We start from the raw sequence: 14,427 nt of genomic DNA, 5'->3' as shown, positions 1-14,427 counted from the left end.
TCGTGCGGTGTAGGACGCCGCACGCTGTTGCCGAGGCGCGCTTTCCTTTCCTTCCTTCTCTTCGGATTCCACCCATGTCCCTCCTGAACTCCCGTCGCTTCTCCCTGGGCAGCCGCGGCCTGGCGCTGTGCGGCGCCGTGCTGCTCGCCACGGCCTGTGCCTCCACCTCGCCCACGGCCGACACGCGCGCTGCCGCCGCCCCCACCGGCGCCCCCGTCAAGGTGAAGGTGTTCGTGGCCGCCATGTTCGAGATCGGCCAGAACACCGGCGACCGCGCCGGCGAGTTCCAGCACTGGTACGAGCGCTACTGGAAGGGCGCGACGCCCGTGGCCGTGCCCGGCGCGCTGCAGCCCGTGTACTGCAACGCCGACGGCGTGTGCGGCGCGGTGCTGGGCATGGGCAAGGTCAACTCGTCGTCGTCGATGCAGGCCATCCTGCTGAACCCGAAGTTCGACTTCTCGCAGGCCTACTACGTGATCTCCGGCGTGGCCGGCACGCCGCCCCAGCGCGGCACCATCGGCGAGGTGAGCTGGGCCACCTGGCTGGTCGACTACGACCTCGGCCACCGCTGGGCCCCCGAAGAGAACAAGCCCGGCGAACCCACCTTCATGCCGCGCAAGGGCTACGAGGAGTACCGCCGCTTCAAGCTCAACCCCGACCTCGTCGGCTGGGCCATGAAGCTGTCGGCCGACACGCCGCTCAAGGACGCGGAATCGGCGCGCAAGTACCGCCTGCGCTACCCCGACGCCGCCGCGCGCCGCGCCCCCTTCGTGGGCACCGGCACGCACATGACGGGCGACACCTTCTTCCACGGCCCCGGCATGTCGAAGCAGGCGCAGTACATCGCCAAGCTGTATGGCGCCGACGACTACGTGATCACCGAAATGGAAGCCGCCGCCATCACCCTCGTGATCAAGCGCACCCATGGCACCGACCGCGTGATGAGCCTGCGCGGCGCGGTCAACTTCGACCAGGGCAACCCGAAGGAAAGCACGCTGCAGCACCTGGACCCGGCACCGGGCGAGACGGCGGGCGGCTTTGCCGAGACGGTGGAGAACATCGCGCTGGTCGGTACGCGCGTGGTCGACCACATCGTGAAGAACTGGCCCACCTGGTCGGCAGGCGTGCCCAAGCCCTGAAGATCGTCAGGGCTGCAGCACGGGCTGCAGGTGCCACGTCACGCTGAAGTCGAAGGGCGTCCAGCGGCTCACCGTGACGCCCGCCTGGCGCAGGCCGCGGCCGGTCCAGGTGTTGCAGGTCTCGAACAGGTGGTAGCTGCCCCGGGCTTCGTAGAAGGCATCGTCGTTCGCGTAGTGCGCGCCCGCGATCGGTACCGCGCGGCCTGAAGGCAGCGTGGCGCGCACATGGGCCACGAGCTGCGCGTACTGCGCTTGCGAGAGCGGCAGCTTGTAGGCCCCGCGCCGCAACTGCGCGCGCTGCAGGTAGGTCACGTGCAGCAGCGAGCGATTGCCACCCGACAGCGCCCCGAAGGCGCGTGCGGCCGTCAGGTCGCCCCAGGTCGGCGTGTGCAGGTAGAACTCGCGGTCGCCCCAGCCGATGGCGACGAACTCGGCATCGGGCGGCGGTGCCTTGAAGTCGGACAGCGCAAAGAGCTGCCGCCAGTCGATGGCGGCCGAGCGGACCGGAAACACCAGGTCGGTGTGCACGCCGTTGCTCAGCACCCAGGCCTCGACGGTCGCAGGCTCGGCCGGCGGTTTCGCGTTGGCCGGCAGGAAGACCAGCGCGCAGGCCACGGCCACGTACAACGTTATCGCGAGCAGCAGCCCCAGCAGTGTGAATGCAATGCGCAGCAGCCAGCGTCGGATCATCGGGCGGTCGGTCAGAAGAGCGAGGCCGTGGTCGCCACCGGCGCCGCGCTGCGGGCGTTGCCAGCAGGCGCCAGCGCCTCGGGGCTGCCCGCCTTGGCCAGCGCGCCCACGCGCACGCCCAGCAGGCGCAGCGGCCGCTCCAGCGGCACGCGCTTGAGGCACTGGCCGCCGACCTGGCGGATGGTCTTGCCGTCGTCGGTGAAGCGGTCGATGGTCTGGTCGCGCGTGGCGATCTTGAAGTCGTCGTAGCGCAGCTTGATGCCGATGGTCTTGCCCACGTAGCCCTTGCGCTGCAGGTCTTCGGCCAGCCTCTCGCACAGGTGCGTGAAGATCGCGCCCAGTTCGGCGCGGTCGCGCACCGCGTGCAGGTCGCGCTCGAAGGTGGTCTCGCGGCTCATCGACACGGGCTCGCTCTCGGTCACCACGGGGCGGTTGTCGCGACCCCAGGCCACCTCGTGCATCCACGCGCCGGTGGCCTTGCCGAAGGTGTCGATGAGCCAGCCGCGCTCGCGTGCCGCCAGCTGGCCCACGGTCTCGATGCCGAAGCGCTTGAGTTTTTCGTCGGCCTTCGGGCCGATGCCGTTCACCTTGCGGCAGGGCAGGGGCCAGATGCGGCTTTCGAGGTCGTGCGCGTAGACCACCGAGATGCCGTTGGGCTTCTCGAACTCGCTGGCCATCTTGGCGATGAGCTTGTTGGGCGCGACGCCGATCGAGCAGGTGAGGCCCGTGGCGTCGAAGATCGACTTCTGGATCAGCCGCGCCAGCGAGCGCCCGCCGTCGCGCTGGCCGCCGGGCACGTCGGTGAAGTCGATGTACACCTCGTCCACGCCACGGTCTTCCATGAGCGGCGCGATGTCCAGGATCACCTGCTTGAAGGTGCGCGAGAAGCGCCGGTACTCGTCGAAATCGACCGGCAGGATCAGCGCCTGCGGGCACAGCTTGGCGGCCTTCATGAGCCCCATGGCCGAGCCGATGCCGAACTGCCGCGCGGGGTAGGTGGCGGTGGTGATCACGCCGCGCCCCGTGTAGTCCTTCAGGCGTGGAAAGGCCTCGATCGGAATGTCGGCCAGCGTGGCGCCTTCGGGCAGTTCGCGGATCGCCTCGTCGACGCGGCGCCGGCCGCCGCCGATGACCACCGGCAGCCCCTTGAGCTGCGGGTAGCGCAACAACTCGACGGATGCGTAGAACGCGTCCATGTCGAGGTGGGCAATGCGGCGGATCGGAGGGGCCGGGGGCGGCGCGGGCTGGAAACTCACGGTGACAATTGTCTCGCTCTCCGGGCATGTTCGCCCGCCCCAGTGTCGCGTGCAAGAATGCGGCGGAATTTCAATCCCCACGCAGGTGGTGAACGGAAAGGAATGCACGATGGGTGACGACGAGGTGGAAGGCGGCCTGTCGGTCGCGCTGACGCCGGTGCAGATGGCGGCGGTGCTCGGCGGCGAAGACGTGCCCGAGTCGGCCAGCCTCAGCAACCGGCTCTGGGGCACGGCGGCGCTGATCGGCGGCGTGATCGAACTGGTCGGCGCCGGCGTGCTGTGCGTCGCGCCCGAGCCCACCATGGCCAGCAAGGTCGGCTGCGTGGTGCTGGGCGCGCACGGCAGCGACGTCACCGCCACGGCCGCGCGCCAGATCTGGACCGGCCAGACGCAGCGCACCGCCACCGCGCTCACCGCCGACGCCACCGCGCAGGCGCTGGGCGCCTCGCCCGAAACCGGCGCGTAGGTGGGGCTCGCGGTCGACGTGGCGGTGCCGCTCTTCGTGGCCGGCGGGCTGGCCGCATCGCGCGTCATCGCGGTGCGCGCGAGCCGTTTCAAGCTCGAGCCCGTGCGGCTCATCGAGCACGAGGGCATTGCGGGCTCCAAGGCAGGCGGCCACACCATCCGCGAGCACGTGGGCAAGTCGGCGCAGGAGCTGCTCGACCGCTTCGTGAAGAAGCCCAGCCTGCAGCGCTCGTCGTCGTTCTTCGACCTGGCCACCGCCGAGTCGGCCATCAGCCAGACCGTGCGCGCCAACGCACGGGCCATTCGCGCGTGGTCGCGCTCCGCGGCGGTGGGCTCCAAGCCCGTGGCCTTCGAGCACGACATCGGCACCGTGGTCGGCATCGGCGTGCAGCGCGGCAGCACCGCCGTGAGCCAGCTCACCAAGGTGCGCGTGACGCTGAACATGCGCACGTACAACGGCAAGCCGTTCTACATCCTCACCGCCCATCCGTTCTGATTTTTCCTCACGACCCCACGATGCGATTCGAACTGATCGACCACCTCACCAAGGTCTACTTCGGCCAGGACGCCGACATCCTCTTCGGCGAAACCGGCGCCGAGATCATGGCCTCGTACCGCGAGTCGAGCACCGAGGCCGAGCTGGCCGCATTGCGCGCCGAGATCGCCGACTACCTCGGTTCGCACGACGACCTCGAAGCGGCGTTTGCACGCGACTTCTCGCGCGACTACATCCCTGAAGATTTCGGCACGCCGGCGAAACAGTTTCTCGACAGCGTGCTGGCGGCGGTGCGCTGACGCTGCTCAGCGCGATTCGACCGTCACCAGCAGCGGCGAGTCGAACATCGCCACCGGCGAGATCACCGGCTCGTCCATCGGCACGGCGTCGCCGTAGCGCTCGCGCATCTTCGCGCGCACGGCCGGGTCGCCGAGGTTGAAGCTGCGGATCTTCTGCAGCTCGCCGATGCGCACGCCCAGTGCGCGGTCGTACAGCTTCCACACCAGTTCCGAGCAGTAGATGCGCGAATCCGACCATTCGAAGGTCAGGTCGTACGGGCGGCCCGCGAAGTCCGAGGTGCGCGCATGCAGGCGCGCCACGGCGCCGGGCGTGAGCCGCGTGCCGGCGTCGCGCAGCCGCTTCACCACGTAGTGGCCACCGTTGCCGCGCGCCGTCCATTGCGCCAGCGGCGTGTAGCGCACCGTCGAGACCGCCTCGAACACGTAGGGTTTGCCCTCTCGCAGCAGCACGATGCCCATGTGGCTGTAGCGCGAGCCGGTGGCGCGCTGCACGGCCACGCTTTGCGCCGAGCGCGAGGTGTGGAAGATGATGTCGCCGTCCTTCAGTGCAGTGGCCGCATGGCCCGCGCCGGCTGTCAGGAGGGTGAAAAGGGCAGACAACGACGCGGAAAGGGCTTTCGACATGCAGGGCATTTTGCGGGATGCCGCTTGCGCCCCGCGGCATGCCGGTGCCATGATCCGCGCCATATGCAAACCGTCGCCTCCATCCTCTGGCGCAGGCTCGATGCACCGGGCCACGATGCCTGCCGCCTCGAACGCAATGCCTCGGCCTGGCAGCTCGACGGCGCGGCGGTGTTCCGCACCGAGGGCGGACGCATCGCCCAGCTGCACTACCGCGTGCGCTGCGACCTGCTCTGGCACACGCAATGGGGCACGGTGCGCGGCTGGCTCGGCGAGTCGGCCATCGACCTGTCGATCACGCGCGACGCGCGCGGCCACTGGAAGCTCAACGACGAAGCCGTGTCCGACATGTCGCACTGCGTCGACCTCGACCTGGGCTTCACCCCCGCCACCAACCTGCTGCAGCTGCGCCGCCTGAACCTCGCGCCCGGCGAAAGCGCCGACGCACCGGCGGCCTGGGTCGACATCGAAGACGGCGGGCTCAGCGAGCTGATGCAGCGCTACGAGCGGCGCGGCGAGGGCACGTACGCGTACGAGGCCAAGCGCTTCGATTACGCGGAGGTGCTGGGCGTCACGGCGGACGGGTTCGTGAGCGACTATCCGCGGCTCTGGCGCGCGGAGGACTGACCCGTTGCTTGGAGTTGTCGGGCGCTGCGCCTGAACGCAGCGGCATGGGCTTTTTGAGTTTCGTTTTCAACGCAGCCACCGTGCTGCTGCTGATGGTCGGCGTCGTGATCGTCGGCGTCGTCCTGCTGCGGGTCTTCGGGGCGCTGGAGCGGCGGATGGACTCCCGCGCGGCCGGGCGTTTCTTCAAGTTCACAGGCTACTTCACGCTGGCGACCTGCGTTGTTGCGCTGGTGGGCGGGTTCGTTCTCTACGTGACGCGCGCGCCGGACAAGGCGGAACTCGAGCGAGGCATGGCCAAGCTCTTCACCTACCCGTCCAACCGCATCCGCATCGATCTGAACGATGTCAGCGAAGCGCAGCGCCAGGAACTGGTGCGCGCCCTGCAGCCGCTGCTGGCGAGCACGTCGCGCGAGTTCTACCAACGCGTCACCACGCGCCGCGGCGGCTACGACGTCGAGGCGACGCTGCCGAGCTACTACCGCCTGACCACCGATCGCCTGGAGATCGCCACGGGCGAGAGCTTCGGCAACGGCAGGACGATCCCCGTGCTGTTCCCGCAGGTGCTGGCGCACGCGGCCAACGCCGCCACCGTGCCGGCGCTGCCTGCCGCGGTCGACGCGCAGATCGTGGCGGGTGACCAGGCACCGGTCCCGTTGTCGCTGATGTCGAAGACCGCCGAGCTGATGGTGCTCACGCGCCAGACGCTGCGGGGCACGCAACCCTTGCCCGCGCCCTGCCTGATGGCGATCCAGGCGCAGGTGCCCACCGATCACTTCGAGTGGCTCTTCGGGGCCGACCGGAACGGCCTGGGCAAGGACGTGCGCTTGCCGGTGAACGCCGTGCCCGGCGTGCTGCCGGCCGGCACGTACGAACTGCGCCAGCTGACGTTGCTGGGCTCGGAGCGCAAGCGCGTGCTCTGGGAACGGGCGGCCGCGCAGGGGCATGTTTCGGTGCAATTGGGCCTGGCGCCCGTCGGCCTGCGCGAGAGCCCCGGCTGCGAGGCCCGCCTGCTCAAACAGCTCGACCGTGCATGGACCGTGACGGCATTGCGCAACGTGTCGCCGGCGCTGGCCACGGCGGTGAAGCAGGTCGACATCGAACAGCGCCCGGCGCGCTTCAGCCCCTGGTACGCGGGCTTCGGCTGGGTGGCCGCGCAGCCCTAGTCGAACTGCGCCCGCGCCCCCGCCACCAGCGCGCGGTTGCGCCGCCGGTCTGCCGCAATCTCCTGCGCGAAGTCCTCGATGCTCCCGCCGGCCGGCAGGTTGTAGGCCTCGCGCAGGCGTGCGCGCAGCGCGTCGCCTTGCAGCAGCCGGTTGATCTCGGCGTTGAGGCGCTGCACCACTGCCGCCGGCGTGCGTGCGGGCGCGAAGATGCCGAAGAGCGAATCGCGGTTCGCCTTCTCGTAGCCCAGTTCCGCGAGCGTGGGCACGGCGGGCAGTGCTTCGATGCGTGCGGGTGCGCCGACCGCCAGCGCCTGCAGCCGGCCGCTCTCGATGTACTGCAGCTGCTGCGCCGCGACGTTGGTCGACAGCACCTCGAACTGCCCGCCGAGCGCATCGTTGAGCTGCGGACCGCCGCCCTGGTAGGGGATGTGCGTGATGTCGGTGCGGCTTTGCAGGCGCACCTGCGCGAGCACCATGTGGCCGATGGTGGCCACGCCCGAGGTGGCCCAGCGCACCGCGCCGGGCTGCCGGCGCGCCAGCGCGATCAATTCTGCAAAGCCGCGGCCCGCGAAGGCAGGCGTGCCCACGACCAGCACCGGCGTGCGCATCACGCTGGCCACGGGCACGAAGGCGCGCAGCGGGTCGTAGGGCGCGCGCGCGCGAGCAGCGGGTGCAGGGTGAGCGGGCTGATGGCGGAAAAGGCCAGCGTGTGGCCGTCGGGCGTGGCGCGTGCGAGCGCGTCCATGCCCAGGCTGCCACCTGCGCCGGCGCGGTGTTCGATGAGCACCGGCACGCCCAGCGACTGCGCCAGCGGCTCGGCCAGCGCGCGCGCCATGCCGTCGCTCACGCCGCCCGGCGGATAGACCACGATCAGGCGCACGGGGCGGCTGGGCCAGGGCGAGGCGGCGTGCGACAGGTGCGGCAATGCGCACGCAGCCGCGAAGCCGATGCGTTGCAGGAAATGGCGGCGCAGCAGCGGCAGGGTCATGCGACGGGCTTCCCCTCGGCCAGCCCGCGCAGCAGCGCCGCGAAGTGCCGCGCTGGCAGGTTGTCTTCGTCGGCGCGTGACACCAGCGTGAGCGGCGCGTCGAGCTGGCCGCCGTCGGCCAGCCGCGTGTAGGCGATGGCGTGCGCGTGCACGCCGGTCATCGAGGTCGGCACCACCGACAGGCCGACGCCTGCGGCCACGAGGTTCAGGTTGGTCATCATGCGATCGACTTCGGCCACCACGCGCGGGCGCAGGCCCTGCGCGTGGCACAGCGCGAGCAGCTCGGCATAGAGGCCGGGCGCGCCCGGGCGGCGCACGAGGATGATGCCTTCTTCGCAGAGTTTCGACAGCGGCAGCGGCTTCGCGGGCTTCTTGCCATTTGCGGCAGGCGCGAAGCGGTGATCGCTCGGCATCGCGACCCACACGGGCTCGCGCAGCAGCGTCTCGAACACCAGCCCCTCGGGCCGCGCCACCGGCACGCGCAGCAGGCCGCAGTGCAGCCGGCCCGCGGCCAGCGCCTCGGTGAGCTCGGCGGCGTTGTCCTCGCGCAGCTGCAGCTCCACGCCGGGGTGCGCGCGGCGGAACGCGCGCAGCGCTTCGGGCATGAAGCGGTGCGCCGCAGCCGAGCTGGTGAAGCCGACCGCGAGCGTGCCGGTCTGGCCCTGGGCCACGCGCGCCATGCGCTGCTTCATGGCCTCCATGTCCTGCAGCATGCGCAGCGCCTCGGCCTGGAACAGCCGGCCGGCGTCGGTGAGCGCCACGCCGCGCGGATGGCGCTTGAACAGCAGCACGCCCAGCTCGCGCTCCAGCGCCTTGATCTGCAGGCTCAGCGGCGGCTGCTGGATGCCCAGCTGCTCGGCGGCGCGCGTCATGTGGCCGGTGCCGGCCACGGCCACGAAGTACCTCAGGGCGCGTATGTCCATATGTTTTTTGTATTGAATAGGCCTTGTTATTTTATTTGACCCTAGGTCACACGGAATCTATCGTCCGGCCGCCTATTCACAAAGCGGCCCGCCGAGGCTGCATGCCGGAGACAAATCCATGCGCACACCGCGCCCTGCCTCGAAGTTTCGTGTCGTCGTTGCGCTGATCTGCGCGTCGCTGGTCATGGCCGCCTGCGGTGGCGGCAGCGGGGGAGGAGGAAGCCCCGGCTTCTTCCTGCCGACCCCGCCGCCCGCCAGCGGCGGCACCCCGCCGGCCGAGGAGCCGCCCGGCACAGTACCCCCGCCCGTGCTGCCCATCGTGGCCTGCGCCGACCTGGCCGGCAAGAGCCTGCCCGCCGCGCTGATCAGCCTGCCCACGCAGGGCGCCACCGTCACCAGCGCCACGCCCGTGGCGGCCGGCGACGCGGGCAACACGCTGGGCGACTATTGCCGCGTGCGCGGCACCATCGCGCCGGTGGACCCGGCCTCGCAGCTCATCCACTTCGCGGTCAACCTGCCCGAGCAGTGGAACCAGAAGACCATCCACTTCGGCGGCGGTGGCTTCGACGGCGTGCTCATCGACGGCACCGAGGTCATCCGCTTCGGCCCCGTCGGCAAGCCCGCGCCGCTGGCGCTGGGCTACGCCACCTACGGCGACGACTCGGGCCACCAGTCGAGCAGCATCACCGACGGCAAGTTCGCGGCCAACGACGAGCAGCTGGCCAACTACGGCGGCCAGTCGCTCAAGAAGACGCGCGACGTGGCGCAGGCGCTGGTGTTCGCGCGCTATGCGGTGAAGCCCAGGCACGCCTACTTCCTCGGCACCTCGACCGGCGGGCGCGACGCGCTGAGCTACATCCAGCGCTGGCCGCAGGACTACGACGGCGTGATCGCCAACGAGCCCGCGCTCAACTACACCGGCACGCGGCTGTCGAACGTGGCGGTGGGTCGCGCGCTGTACAACGACGGCGGCAAGGGCTGGCTCAACCTGACGGAAACGCTGCTGGTGCAGAAGGCCGCGATGCAGGCCTGCGACAAGCTCGACGGCGCGATCGACAACATCGTGAGCAACGTCGAAAGCTGCCGCCAGCTCAACACGCAGATCCTCGCGGCGCTGCGCTGCCCCAACGGCGCCGACACGGCGGACACCTGCCTGTCGGACGCGCAGATCGACACGGTGCACGCCATCGAATCGCCGCTGGAGTTCACGAGTTATTCGCTCGCCAACGGCGTGAAGCGCGCGGGCGGCTACAACCTGCTCGAAGGCGCGCTCGTGGCCGGCCCGTACACCACGCGCGACCTCGGCACGCGCAAGGTGCCGGGCAACCCCGCCACCTCGGCCGACGCCAACATGTACGTCACGGGCGACCAGTGGGTGAAGTTCTTCGTCACGCGCGATGCCGGTTTCAACACGCTCACCTTCGATCCGCAGAACCCCGGCACGTATGCGGCGCGCGTGGCCGAAGTGTCGAAGCTCACCGACGCGACCGACCCGAACCTTGCGCCCTTCTTCGCGCGCGGCGGCAAGCTGATCATGTTGCACGGCCTGGCCGACGAGGTGATCAGCCCCAACTCGACCATCGACTACTACCAGCAGCTCGTCGCCACGCTGGGCCAGGCCGCGGTCACGCAGAACGTGCGCTTCTACACCGTGCCCGGCATGGGCCACGGCACCGGCAGCTTCATTCCCAACTGGGACTCGCTCGCGGCGCTCGAAGGCTGGGTCGAGGCCGGCCTCGCGCCCGCCACGCCCGTGGCGGTGGACGCCGTGGCCGGCAGCTACGGCCGCACGCGCCCGCTGTGCCAGTTTCCGTCGTGGCCCAAGTACCGCGGCAACGGCAGCCTCGATGCGGCCGTCAACTTCAGCTGCGTGACCGAGGTCGGCGACCCGCTGGCCTGCCCCAACCTGCCGGCGAGCGCAACGCGCTACAAAGGCGGCAACAGCTTCGGCGAGGAACTGCAGGTGCAGATCGACCCGGCCACCCTGGCCTACACCGTGACCATCGATGCGAGCCACGAACCCACGCGGGTCGGCACGCAGCGCAGCGGCTCGCTCGTGTCGCAGGGCAGCTGCAGCTACACGAGCGGCGAGAGTGGGGCGGTGTTCAGCTTCGGCGCCGGCGGCGTGCTGCTGGGTGGCGTGAACCCGCCGAGCGGCAGCGGCTTCTCGCCGCTGGTGGCGTTCCAGAACACCTTCCAGAACGTGTCGCCGTCGACGGACTTCCGCTCGGTGTCGCTGATCTTCAATGCGGCCGGCGTGGAGCAGCTCGGCGCGGGCACCACGGCGGCGTTCTCGTCGGCAGGGCGGCTGCGCAATGCGGGCACCTTCCAGTTCTGCCGCAGCCCGGCGTCGAACAGCTTCATGACCTACGACCAGACCTGCAAGAACACCGAGAAGGGCTACCTCGCCTACAGCACGGCGCGCGGGGCCTTCGACATGTACACGACCTCGACCTCGTCGAGCGGCACCGCCGAGACCGAGGGCGGCACGCTCACCGGCTCGGTGGTGATCGGGCTGGTCAACGGCGTATCGACACCGCTGTACCTGCGCCGCGTGGCCACCGCCGTGCCGGCGGGCGACACCTCCAGCGGCGCGGCCACCGTCATCCAGCCGGGCCTGCGCCTGCTCGCGGTGCAGCAGACCCTCATGCCCGGCGCGGCCGACGGCAGCTACGCCATGGTCAGCGTGAAGGGCGAGAGCCGCGAAGCCACCGTGGTCGGCACCGCCTTCAACCTCGGCGGCGCGGCCACCACGCTGGGCTACGACACGCCGGTGCTCGGCGTGGCGCAGGCCGGCGCCGGCCGGCCGGGCCATCTCATCTTCAACAGCGGCGTCGTGGCCTTCGTCACCACCGATGGGGCGAACGCGACGCTGGACCTCGGAGTACGCCATTGAAAAAATACCTCTCGCAACTTGCCGCCTTCGCTTGGCTGGGGGCCGCGCCGCTGCTGTCCGCGCACGCGGCACTTGCCACCGCGCCGAAGCCCACGGCCTGCCCGTCGCCCGTGCCGGAGAGCGCGCGCTGCTACACCGGCGAAGACGGTGGGGGCTCGTTCTACTGGATCGCCATTCCCAAGGACTGGCAGCGCGGCGTGCTCGTGATGCACGCGCACGGCGGGCCTGAAACCGGTGCGCCCAAGCTTGCACGCAGCGAGGAAGACCTCAAGCGCTGGGCCGTCACCGTGAAGGCCGGTTACGCGTGGGCCGGCTCCACCTACCGGCGCGGCGGCTACGGCGTGACGATGGCGGCCGAAGACACCGAGCGGCTGCGCCAGATCGTCGTGCGCCACTTCGGCCAGCCCCAGCGCACGCTGCTGCACGGGCAGAGCTACGGCGCGGGCGTGGCGGCGAAAGCGGCAGAACTGTATGCGCCCGTGGGCGATGCGAAGTCGCCCTACGACGGCCTGCTGCTCACCAGCGGCGTGCTCGGCGGCGGCAACAGCGCGTACGACTTCCGGCTCGACCTGCGCGTGGTGTACCAGTACGTCTGCCGCAACCATCCCAAGCCCGACGAGCCGCAGTACCCGCTGTGGATGGGGCTGCCGATGGACGCGAAGCTCACGCGCGCCGACCTCGCTGCACGCGTCAAGGACTGCACCGGCGTCGGCACACCGGCCGCGCAGCGCACGCCCGAGCAGGCGGCGCGGCTGAAGACGATCCTGTCGGTCGTGAAGATTCCCGAGCGCTCGCTCGTCGGCCACCTCAACTGGGCGACGTGGCTGTTCCAGGACCTCGTGCAGCAGCGCCTGAAGGGCCGCAACCCCTTCGGAAACATCGGCGTGGTCTACAGCGGATCGGGCGACGATGCGGCGCTCAATGCCGGCGTGCTGCGCTACGCGGCCGACCCGCAGGCCCAGGGCGCGCTCGCGGCCGACAGCCAGCCCACCGGCCGCACCTCGCTGCCCACCGTGGGCCTGCATGCCATCGACGACCCCACGGCGTTCGTCGAACTCGAGAACGCTTACCGCCGCATCCGCGACGCGGCCGGCACCGGCGGGCACCTGGTGCAGAGCTTCAGCGCCGAGCGCGAGCACAGCTACCTCAGCGACTCGGAATACCCCGCGCTCTTCGGTGCATTGCTCGACTGGATCGACAAGGGCGAGAAGCCCACGCCCCAGAGCCTGGCGCAACGCTGCTTGGCGCTCATGCCGCGCTACGACACCGACGGCAAGAACGGCTGCCACATCCAGCCCGAGTGGCAGCCCCCGACGCTCGAAAGCCGCGTGCCTTCGCGCGCGCCCTGATTCTTCTTTTTGACCTTGACGGAGACTTTCATGAAAAAACTGTTCGCCCTCGCGGCGGTGGCCCTTGCCGTGTGCGCTCACGCGCAAGACTTTCCCGCAGGCAAGCCCGTGACCATCGTCGTGCCCTTCGCGGCCGGCGGCCCGACCGACCGTGTCGCGCGCGACCTCGCCGAGGCGCTGCGCAAGCCGCTGGGCGGCGCCAGCGTCATCATCGACAACGTGCCCGGCGCGGGCAGCTCCATCGGCGCGGCCAAGGTCGCGCGCGCCAACCCCGACGGCTACACGCTGCTGCTGAACCACATCGCGATGGCGACCGTGCCGACGCTGGTGCGCAACGTGCCGTTCAAGGTCGAGACCGACTTCGAGTACCTGGGCATCGTCAACGACGTGCCCATGACGCTCATCGCCAAGCCCAGCCTGCCGGCCACCAACTACAAGGAGCTGACCGCCTGGATCGCCGCCAACAAGGGCAAGATCAACCTGGGCAACGCGGGCATCGGCTCGGCCTCGCACCTGTGCGGCCTGCTCTACCAGAGCGCCACCAAGACCGAGATGACGCCCGTGCCCTACAAGGGCACGGCGCCCGCCATCACCGACCTGATCGGCGGCCAGATCGACCTCCTGTGCGACCAGAGCACCAACACCTCGCCGCAGATCGAGGCGAAGAAGGTCAAGGCCTATGCCGTGACCACGCCCAAGCGCCTGACCACGCCGCTTTTGAAAGACCTGCCCACGCTCGACGAGGCCGGCCTGAAGAACTTCCAGGTGACGATCTGGCACGGCCTGTACGCGCCCAAGGGCACGCCCGCGCCGGTGCTCAAGAAGATCAGCGATGCGCTGAAAGCGGCACTGAAAGATGCGGACTTCATCAAGCGCGAGGAAGCGCTGGGCGCCGTGGTCGCCACCGACGGCCGCATCGAGCCCGAGGGGCACAAGAAGTTCGTGGCGGCGGAGATTGCGAAGTGGAGTCCGATCATCAAGGCGGCGGGGGTGTACGCGGACTGAGGTTGTCGGCCGCGCGCATCGCGCTCAGAGCCCGTGGATGGCAACGGTGGCCCAGAAGGCGGCCCACACGCCGATCAGCCCCAGCAGTGCCATGACGGCGACGTAGGCAATGAAGCACGTCACGCGTCTTGCGATGCTGGGGGGGGCTGGAACCTGCCACCAGTAGATCAACCCTGCCCATAAGAGCAGGGCGCAGGCGACGAGGGCTACACCGGTCCCTGTCAATGTCAGGACCTGGCGTCGCGCCAGGCCGGTGAGCAGGACATTGAGGACCGGGATCGAAACGACCCACGTCAGCACGCTCAGCACCAGTCGTAGGCCGGCATTCATCGAATCGCGTCGCGCGGTGCTGCGTGAGTTCTGTACTGTCATTTTTCTCTCCCTGTCGGACCGTTGTGGCCTCCTCAAAATCTTAGGGAGAGCTGTCTCATGCACATGCAGCAGGTCGCGCTGGAATCAGTAATGACCGTGACGCAAGTAGTTTGCTTGCCGTGGCAATCGCAAACCGAT

14 protein-coding genes and 1 pseudogene are annotated in these 14,427 nt (G+C 69.7%); 9 read left to right on the top strand and 6 right to left on the bottom strand.

Features of this window, described 5'->3' with window-relative positions; translation table 11 throughout:
- The first annotated feature begins 74 nt into the window (after positions 1-74).
- Positions 75-1,139 (top strand): purine-nucleoside phosphorylase, encoded by a 1,065-nt coding sequence (locus FFI97_RS18310; protein WP_139706884.1) that lies wholly within the window; start codon positions 75-77, stop codon positions 1,137-1,139.
- Between the two features lie 6 nt (positions 1,140-1,145).
- Here the strand turns inward: FFI97_RS18310 and FFI97_RS18305 are convergent, their stop codons facing one another.
- Positions 1,146-1,829 carry a TIGR02117 family protein gene (locus FFI97_RS18305; RefSeq protein ID WP_139706882.1) on the bottom strand — a complete coding sequence of 228 codons (684 nt, stop codon included), beginning with the start codon at positions 1,827-1,829 and terminating at the stop codon, positions 1,146-1,148.
- A gap of 11 nt (positions 1,830-1,840) precedes the next feature.
- Positions 1,841-3,025, bottom strand: coding sequence for a Y-family DNA polymerase (locus tag FFI97_RS18300; RefSeq protein ID WP_139706888.1), 1,185 nt, complete (start codon positions 3,023-3,025; stop codon positions 1,841-1,843).
- A gap of 169 nt (positions 3,026-3,194) precedes the next feature.
- Here FFI97_RS18300 and FFI97_RS33985 point away from each other — a divergent pair, with 169 nt between their 5' ends.
- From FFI97_RS33985 to FFI97_RS18290, 3 genes are read left to right on the top strand one after another with little or no spacing between them, the layout of a single operon-like run.
- Positions 3,195-3,551, top strand: coding sequence for a hypothetical protein (locus FFI97_RS33985; RefSeq protein ID WP_260685046.1), 357 nt, complete (start codon positions 3,195-3,197; stop codon positions 3,549-3,551).
- A complete protein-coding gene (locus FFI97_RS33980; protein ID WP_260685045.1) occupies positions 3,552-4,046 on the top strand; it encodes an RNase A-like domain-containing protein in 495 nt (164 codons plus the stop codon). It begins immediately after the preceding gene.
- Positions 4,047-4,066: 20 nt separating this feature from the next.
- Entirely contained in the window at positions 4,067-4,345 is a 279-nt protein-coding gene (locus tag FFI97_RS18290) for a contact-dependent growth inhibition system immunity protein (protein WP_095949631.1), read from the top strand.
- A 6-nt stretch (positions 4,346-4,351) separates the two neighbouring features.
- Here the strand turns inward: FFI97_RS18290 and FFI97_RS18285 are convergent, their stop codons facing one another.
- A complete protein-coding gene (locus tag FFI97_RS18285; protein WP_260685044.1) occupies positions 4,352-4,945 on the bottom strand; it encodes a YiiX family permuted papain-like enzyme in 594 nt (197 codons plus the stop codon).
- An 87-nt stretch (positions 4,946-5,032) separates the two neighbouring features.
- Here FFI97_RS18285 and FFI97_RS18280 point away from each other — a divergent pair, with 87 nt between their 5' ends.
- Both FFI97_RS18280 and FFI97_RS18275 read left to right on the top strand, forming a co-directional pair.
- Positions 5,033-5,593: a putative glycolipid-binding domain-containing protein gene (locus tag FFI97_RS18280; protein ID WP_062478000.1), complete on the top strand. Its 561-nt coding sequence runs from the start codon at positions 5,033-5,035 to the stop codon at positions 5,591-5,593.
- 44 nt (positions 5,594-5,637) lie between these two features.
- Entirely contained in the window at positions 5,638-6,756 is a 1,119-nt protein-coding gene (locus tag FFI97_RS18275) for a hypothetical protein (RefSeq protein WP_144004481.1), read from the top strand.
- Here FFI97_RS18275 and FFI97_RS34430 read toward each other — a convergent pair.
- Positions 6,753-7,744: pseudogene (locus tag FFI97_RS34430) on the bottom strand (Bug family tripartite tricarboxylate transporter substrate binding protein). The gene FFI97_RS18275 and the pseudogene FFI97_RS34430 overlap by 4 nt on opposite strands.
- Entirely contained in the window at positions 7,741-8,667 is a 927-nt protein-coding gene (locus FFI97_RS18265) for a LysR family transcriptional regulator (protein WP_144004480.1), read from the bottom strand. The pseudogene FFI97_RS34430 and the gene FFI97_RS18265 overlap by 4 nt, the downstream one beginning before the upstream one ends.
- A 118-nt stretch (positions 8,668-8,785) precedes the next feature.
- Here FFI97_RS18265 and FFI97_RS18260 point away from each other — a divergent pair, with 118 nt between their 5' ends.
- Genes FFI97_RS18260 through FFI97_RS18250 form a run of 3 tightly spaced genes read left to right on the top strand, consistent with a single transcriptional unit; the run spans position 8,786 to position 13,917 of the window.
- Positions 8,786-11,563: a tannase/feruloyl esterase family alpha/beta hydrolase gene (locus FFI97_RS18260; protein ID WP_139702375.1), complete on the top strand. Its 2,778-nt coding sequence runs from the start codon at positions 8,786-8,788 to the stop codon at positions 11,561-11,563.
- The gene (locus tag FFI97_RS18255) at positions 11,560-12,912 is read left to right on the top strand and encodes an alpha/beta hydrolase family protein (protein ID WP_139702376.1); all 1,353 of its coding nucleotides are present in this window, start codon (positions 11,560-11,562) and stop codon (positions 12,910-12,912) included. Before FFI97_RS18260 ends, FFI97_RS18255 begins: the two co-directional genes overlap by 4 nt.
- 30 nt (positions 12,913-12,942) lie before the next feature.
- Complete coding sequence (locus FFI97_RS18250) at positions 12,943-13,917, top strand: tripartite tricarboxylate transporter substrate-binding protein (RefSeq protein WP_139702377.1); 975 nt, start codon at positions 12,943-12,945, stop codon at positions 13,915-13,917.
- Positions 13,918-13,941: 24 nt separating this feature from the next.
- On the opposite strand, the gene FFI97_RS18245 is transcribed toward FFI97_RS18250, so the two are convergent.
- Positions 13,942-14,289 (bottom strand): hypothetical protein, encoded by a 348-nt coding sequence (locus tag FFI97_RS18245; protein WP_139702378.1) that lies wholly within the window; start codon positions 14,287-14,289, stop codon positions 13,942-13,944.
- Positions 14,290-14,427: the final 138 nt, after the last annotated feature.

Origin of the sequence: Variovorax sp. KBS0712 (assembly GCF_006323185.2) — a bacterium.
GTDB classification, from domain to species: domain Bacteria; phylum Pseudomonadota; class Gammaproteobacteria; order Burkholderiales; family Burkholderiaceae_C; genus Variovorax; species Variovorax boronicumulans.
Note: the sequence above shows the minus strand (reverse complement) of the source record. Positions and strands in the feature narration are given on the sequence as shown.

Excerpts from the sequence above, each read along its gene's own strand:
- FFI97_RS18280 (WP_062478000.1), top strand. The coding sequence starts at position 5,033 with ATGCAAACCGTCGCCTCCATCCTCTGGCGCAGGCTCGATGCACCGGGC.
- FFI97_RS18260 (WP_139702375.1), top strand. The coding sequence starts at position 8,786 with ATGCGCACACCGCGCCCTGCCTCGAAGTTTCGTGTCGTCGTTGCGCTG.
- FFI97_RS18275 (WP_144004481.1), top strand. The coding sequence starts at position 5,638 with ATGGGCTTTTTGAGTTTCGTTTTCAACGCAGCCACCGTGCTGCTGCTG.
- FFI97_RS18310 (WP_139706884.1), top strand. The coding sequence starts at position 75 with ATGTCCCTCCTGAACTCCCGTCGCTTCTCCCTGGGCAGCCGCGGCCTG.
- FFI97_RS18250 (WP_139702377.1), top strand. The coding sequence starts at position 12,943 with ATGAAAAAACTGTTCGCCCTCGCGGCGGTGGCCCTTGCCGTGTGCGCT.
- FFI97_RS18265 (WP_144004480.1), bottom strand. The coding sequence starts at position 8,667 with ATGGACATACGCGCCCTGAGGTACTTCGTGGCCGTGGCCGGCACCGGC.
- FFI97_RS18305 (WP_139706882.1), bottom strand. The coding sequence starts at position 1,829 with ATGATCCGACGCTGGCTGCTGCGCATTGCATTCACACTGCTGGGGCTG.
- FFI97_RS18290 (WP_095949631.1), top strand. The coding sequence starts at position 4,067 with ATGCGATTCGAACTGATCGACCACCTCACCAAGGTCTACTTCGGCCAG.
- FFI97_RS18245 (WP_139702378.1), bottom strand. The coding sequence starts at position 14,289 with ATGACAGTACAGAACTCACGCAGCACCGCGCGACGCGATTCGATGAAT.
- FFI97_RS33985 (WP_260685046.1), top strand. The coding sequence starts at position 3,195 with ATGGGTGACGACGAGGTGGAAGGCGGCCTGTCGGTCGCGCTGACGCCG.
- FFI97_RS18300 (WP_139706888.1), bottom strand. The coding sequence starts at position 3,025 with ATGGACGCGTTCTACGCATCCGTCGAGTTGTTGCGCTACCCGCAGCTC.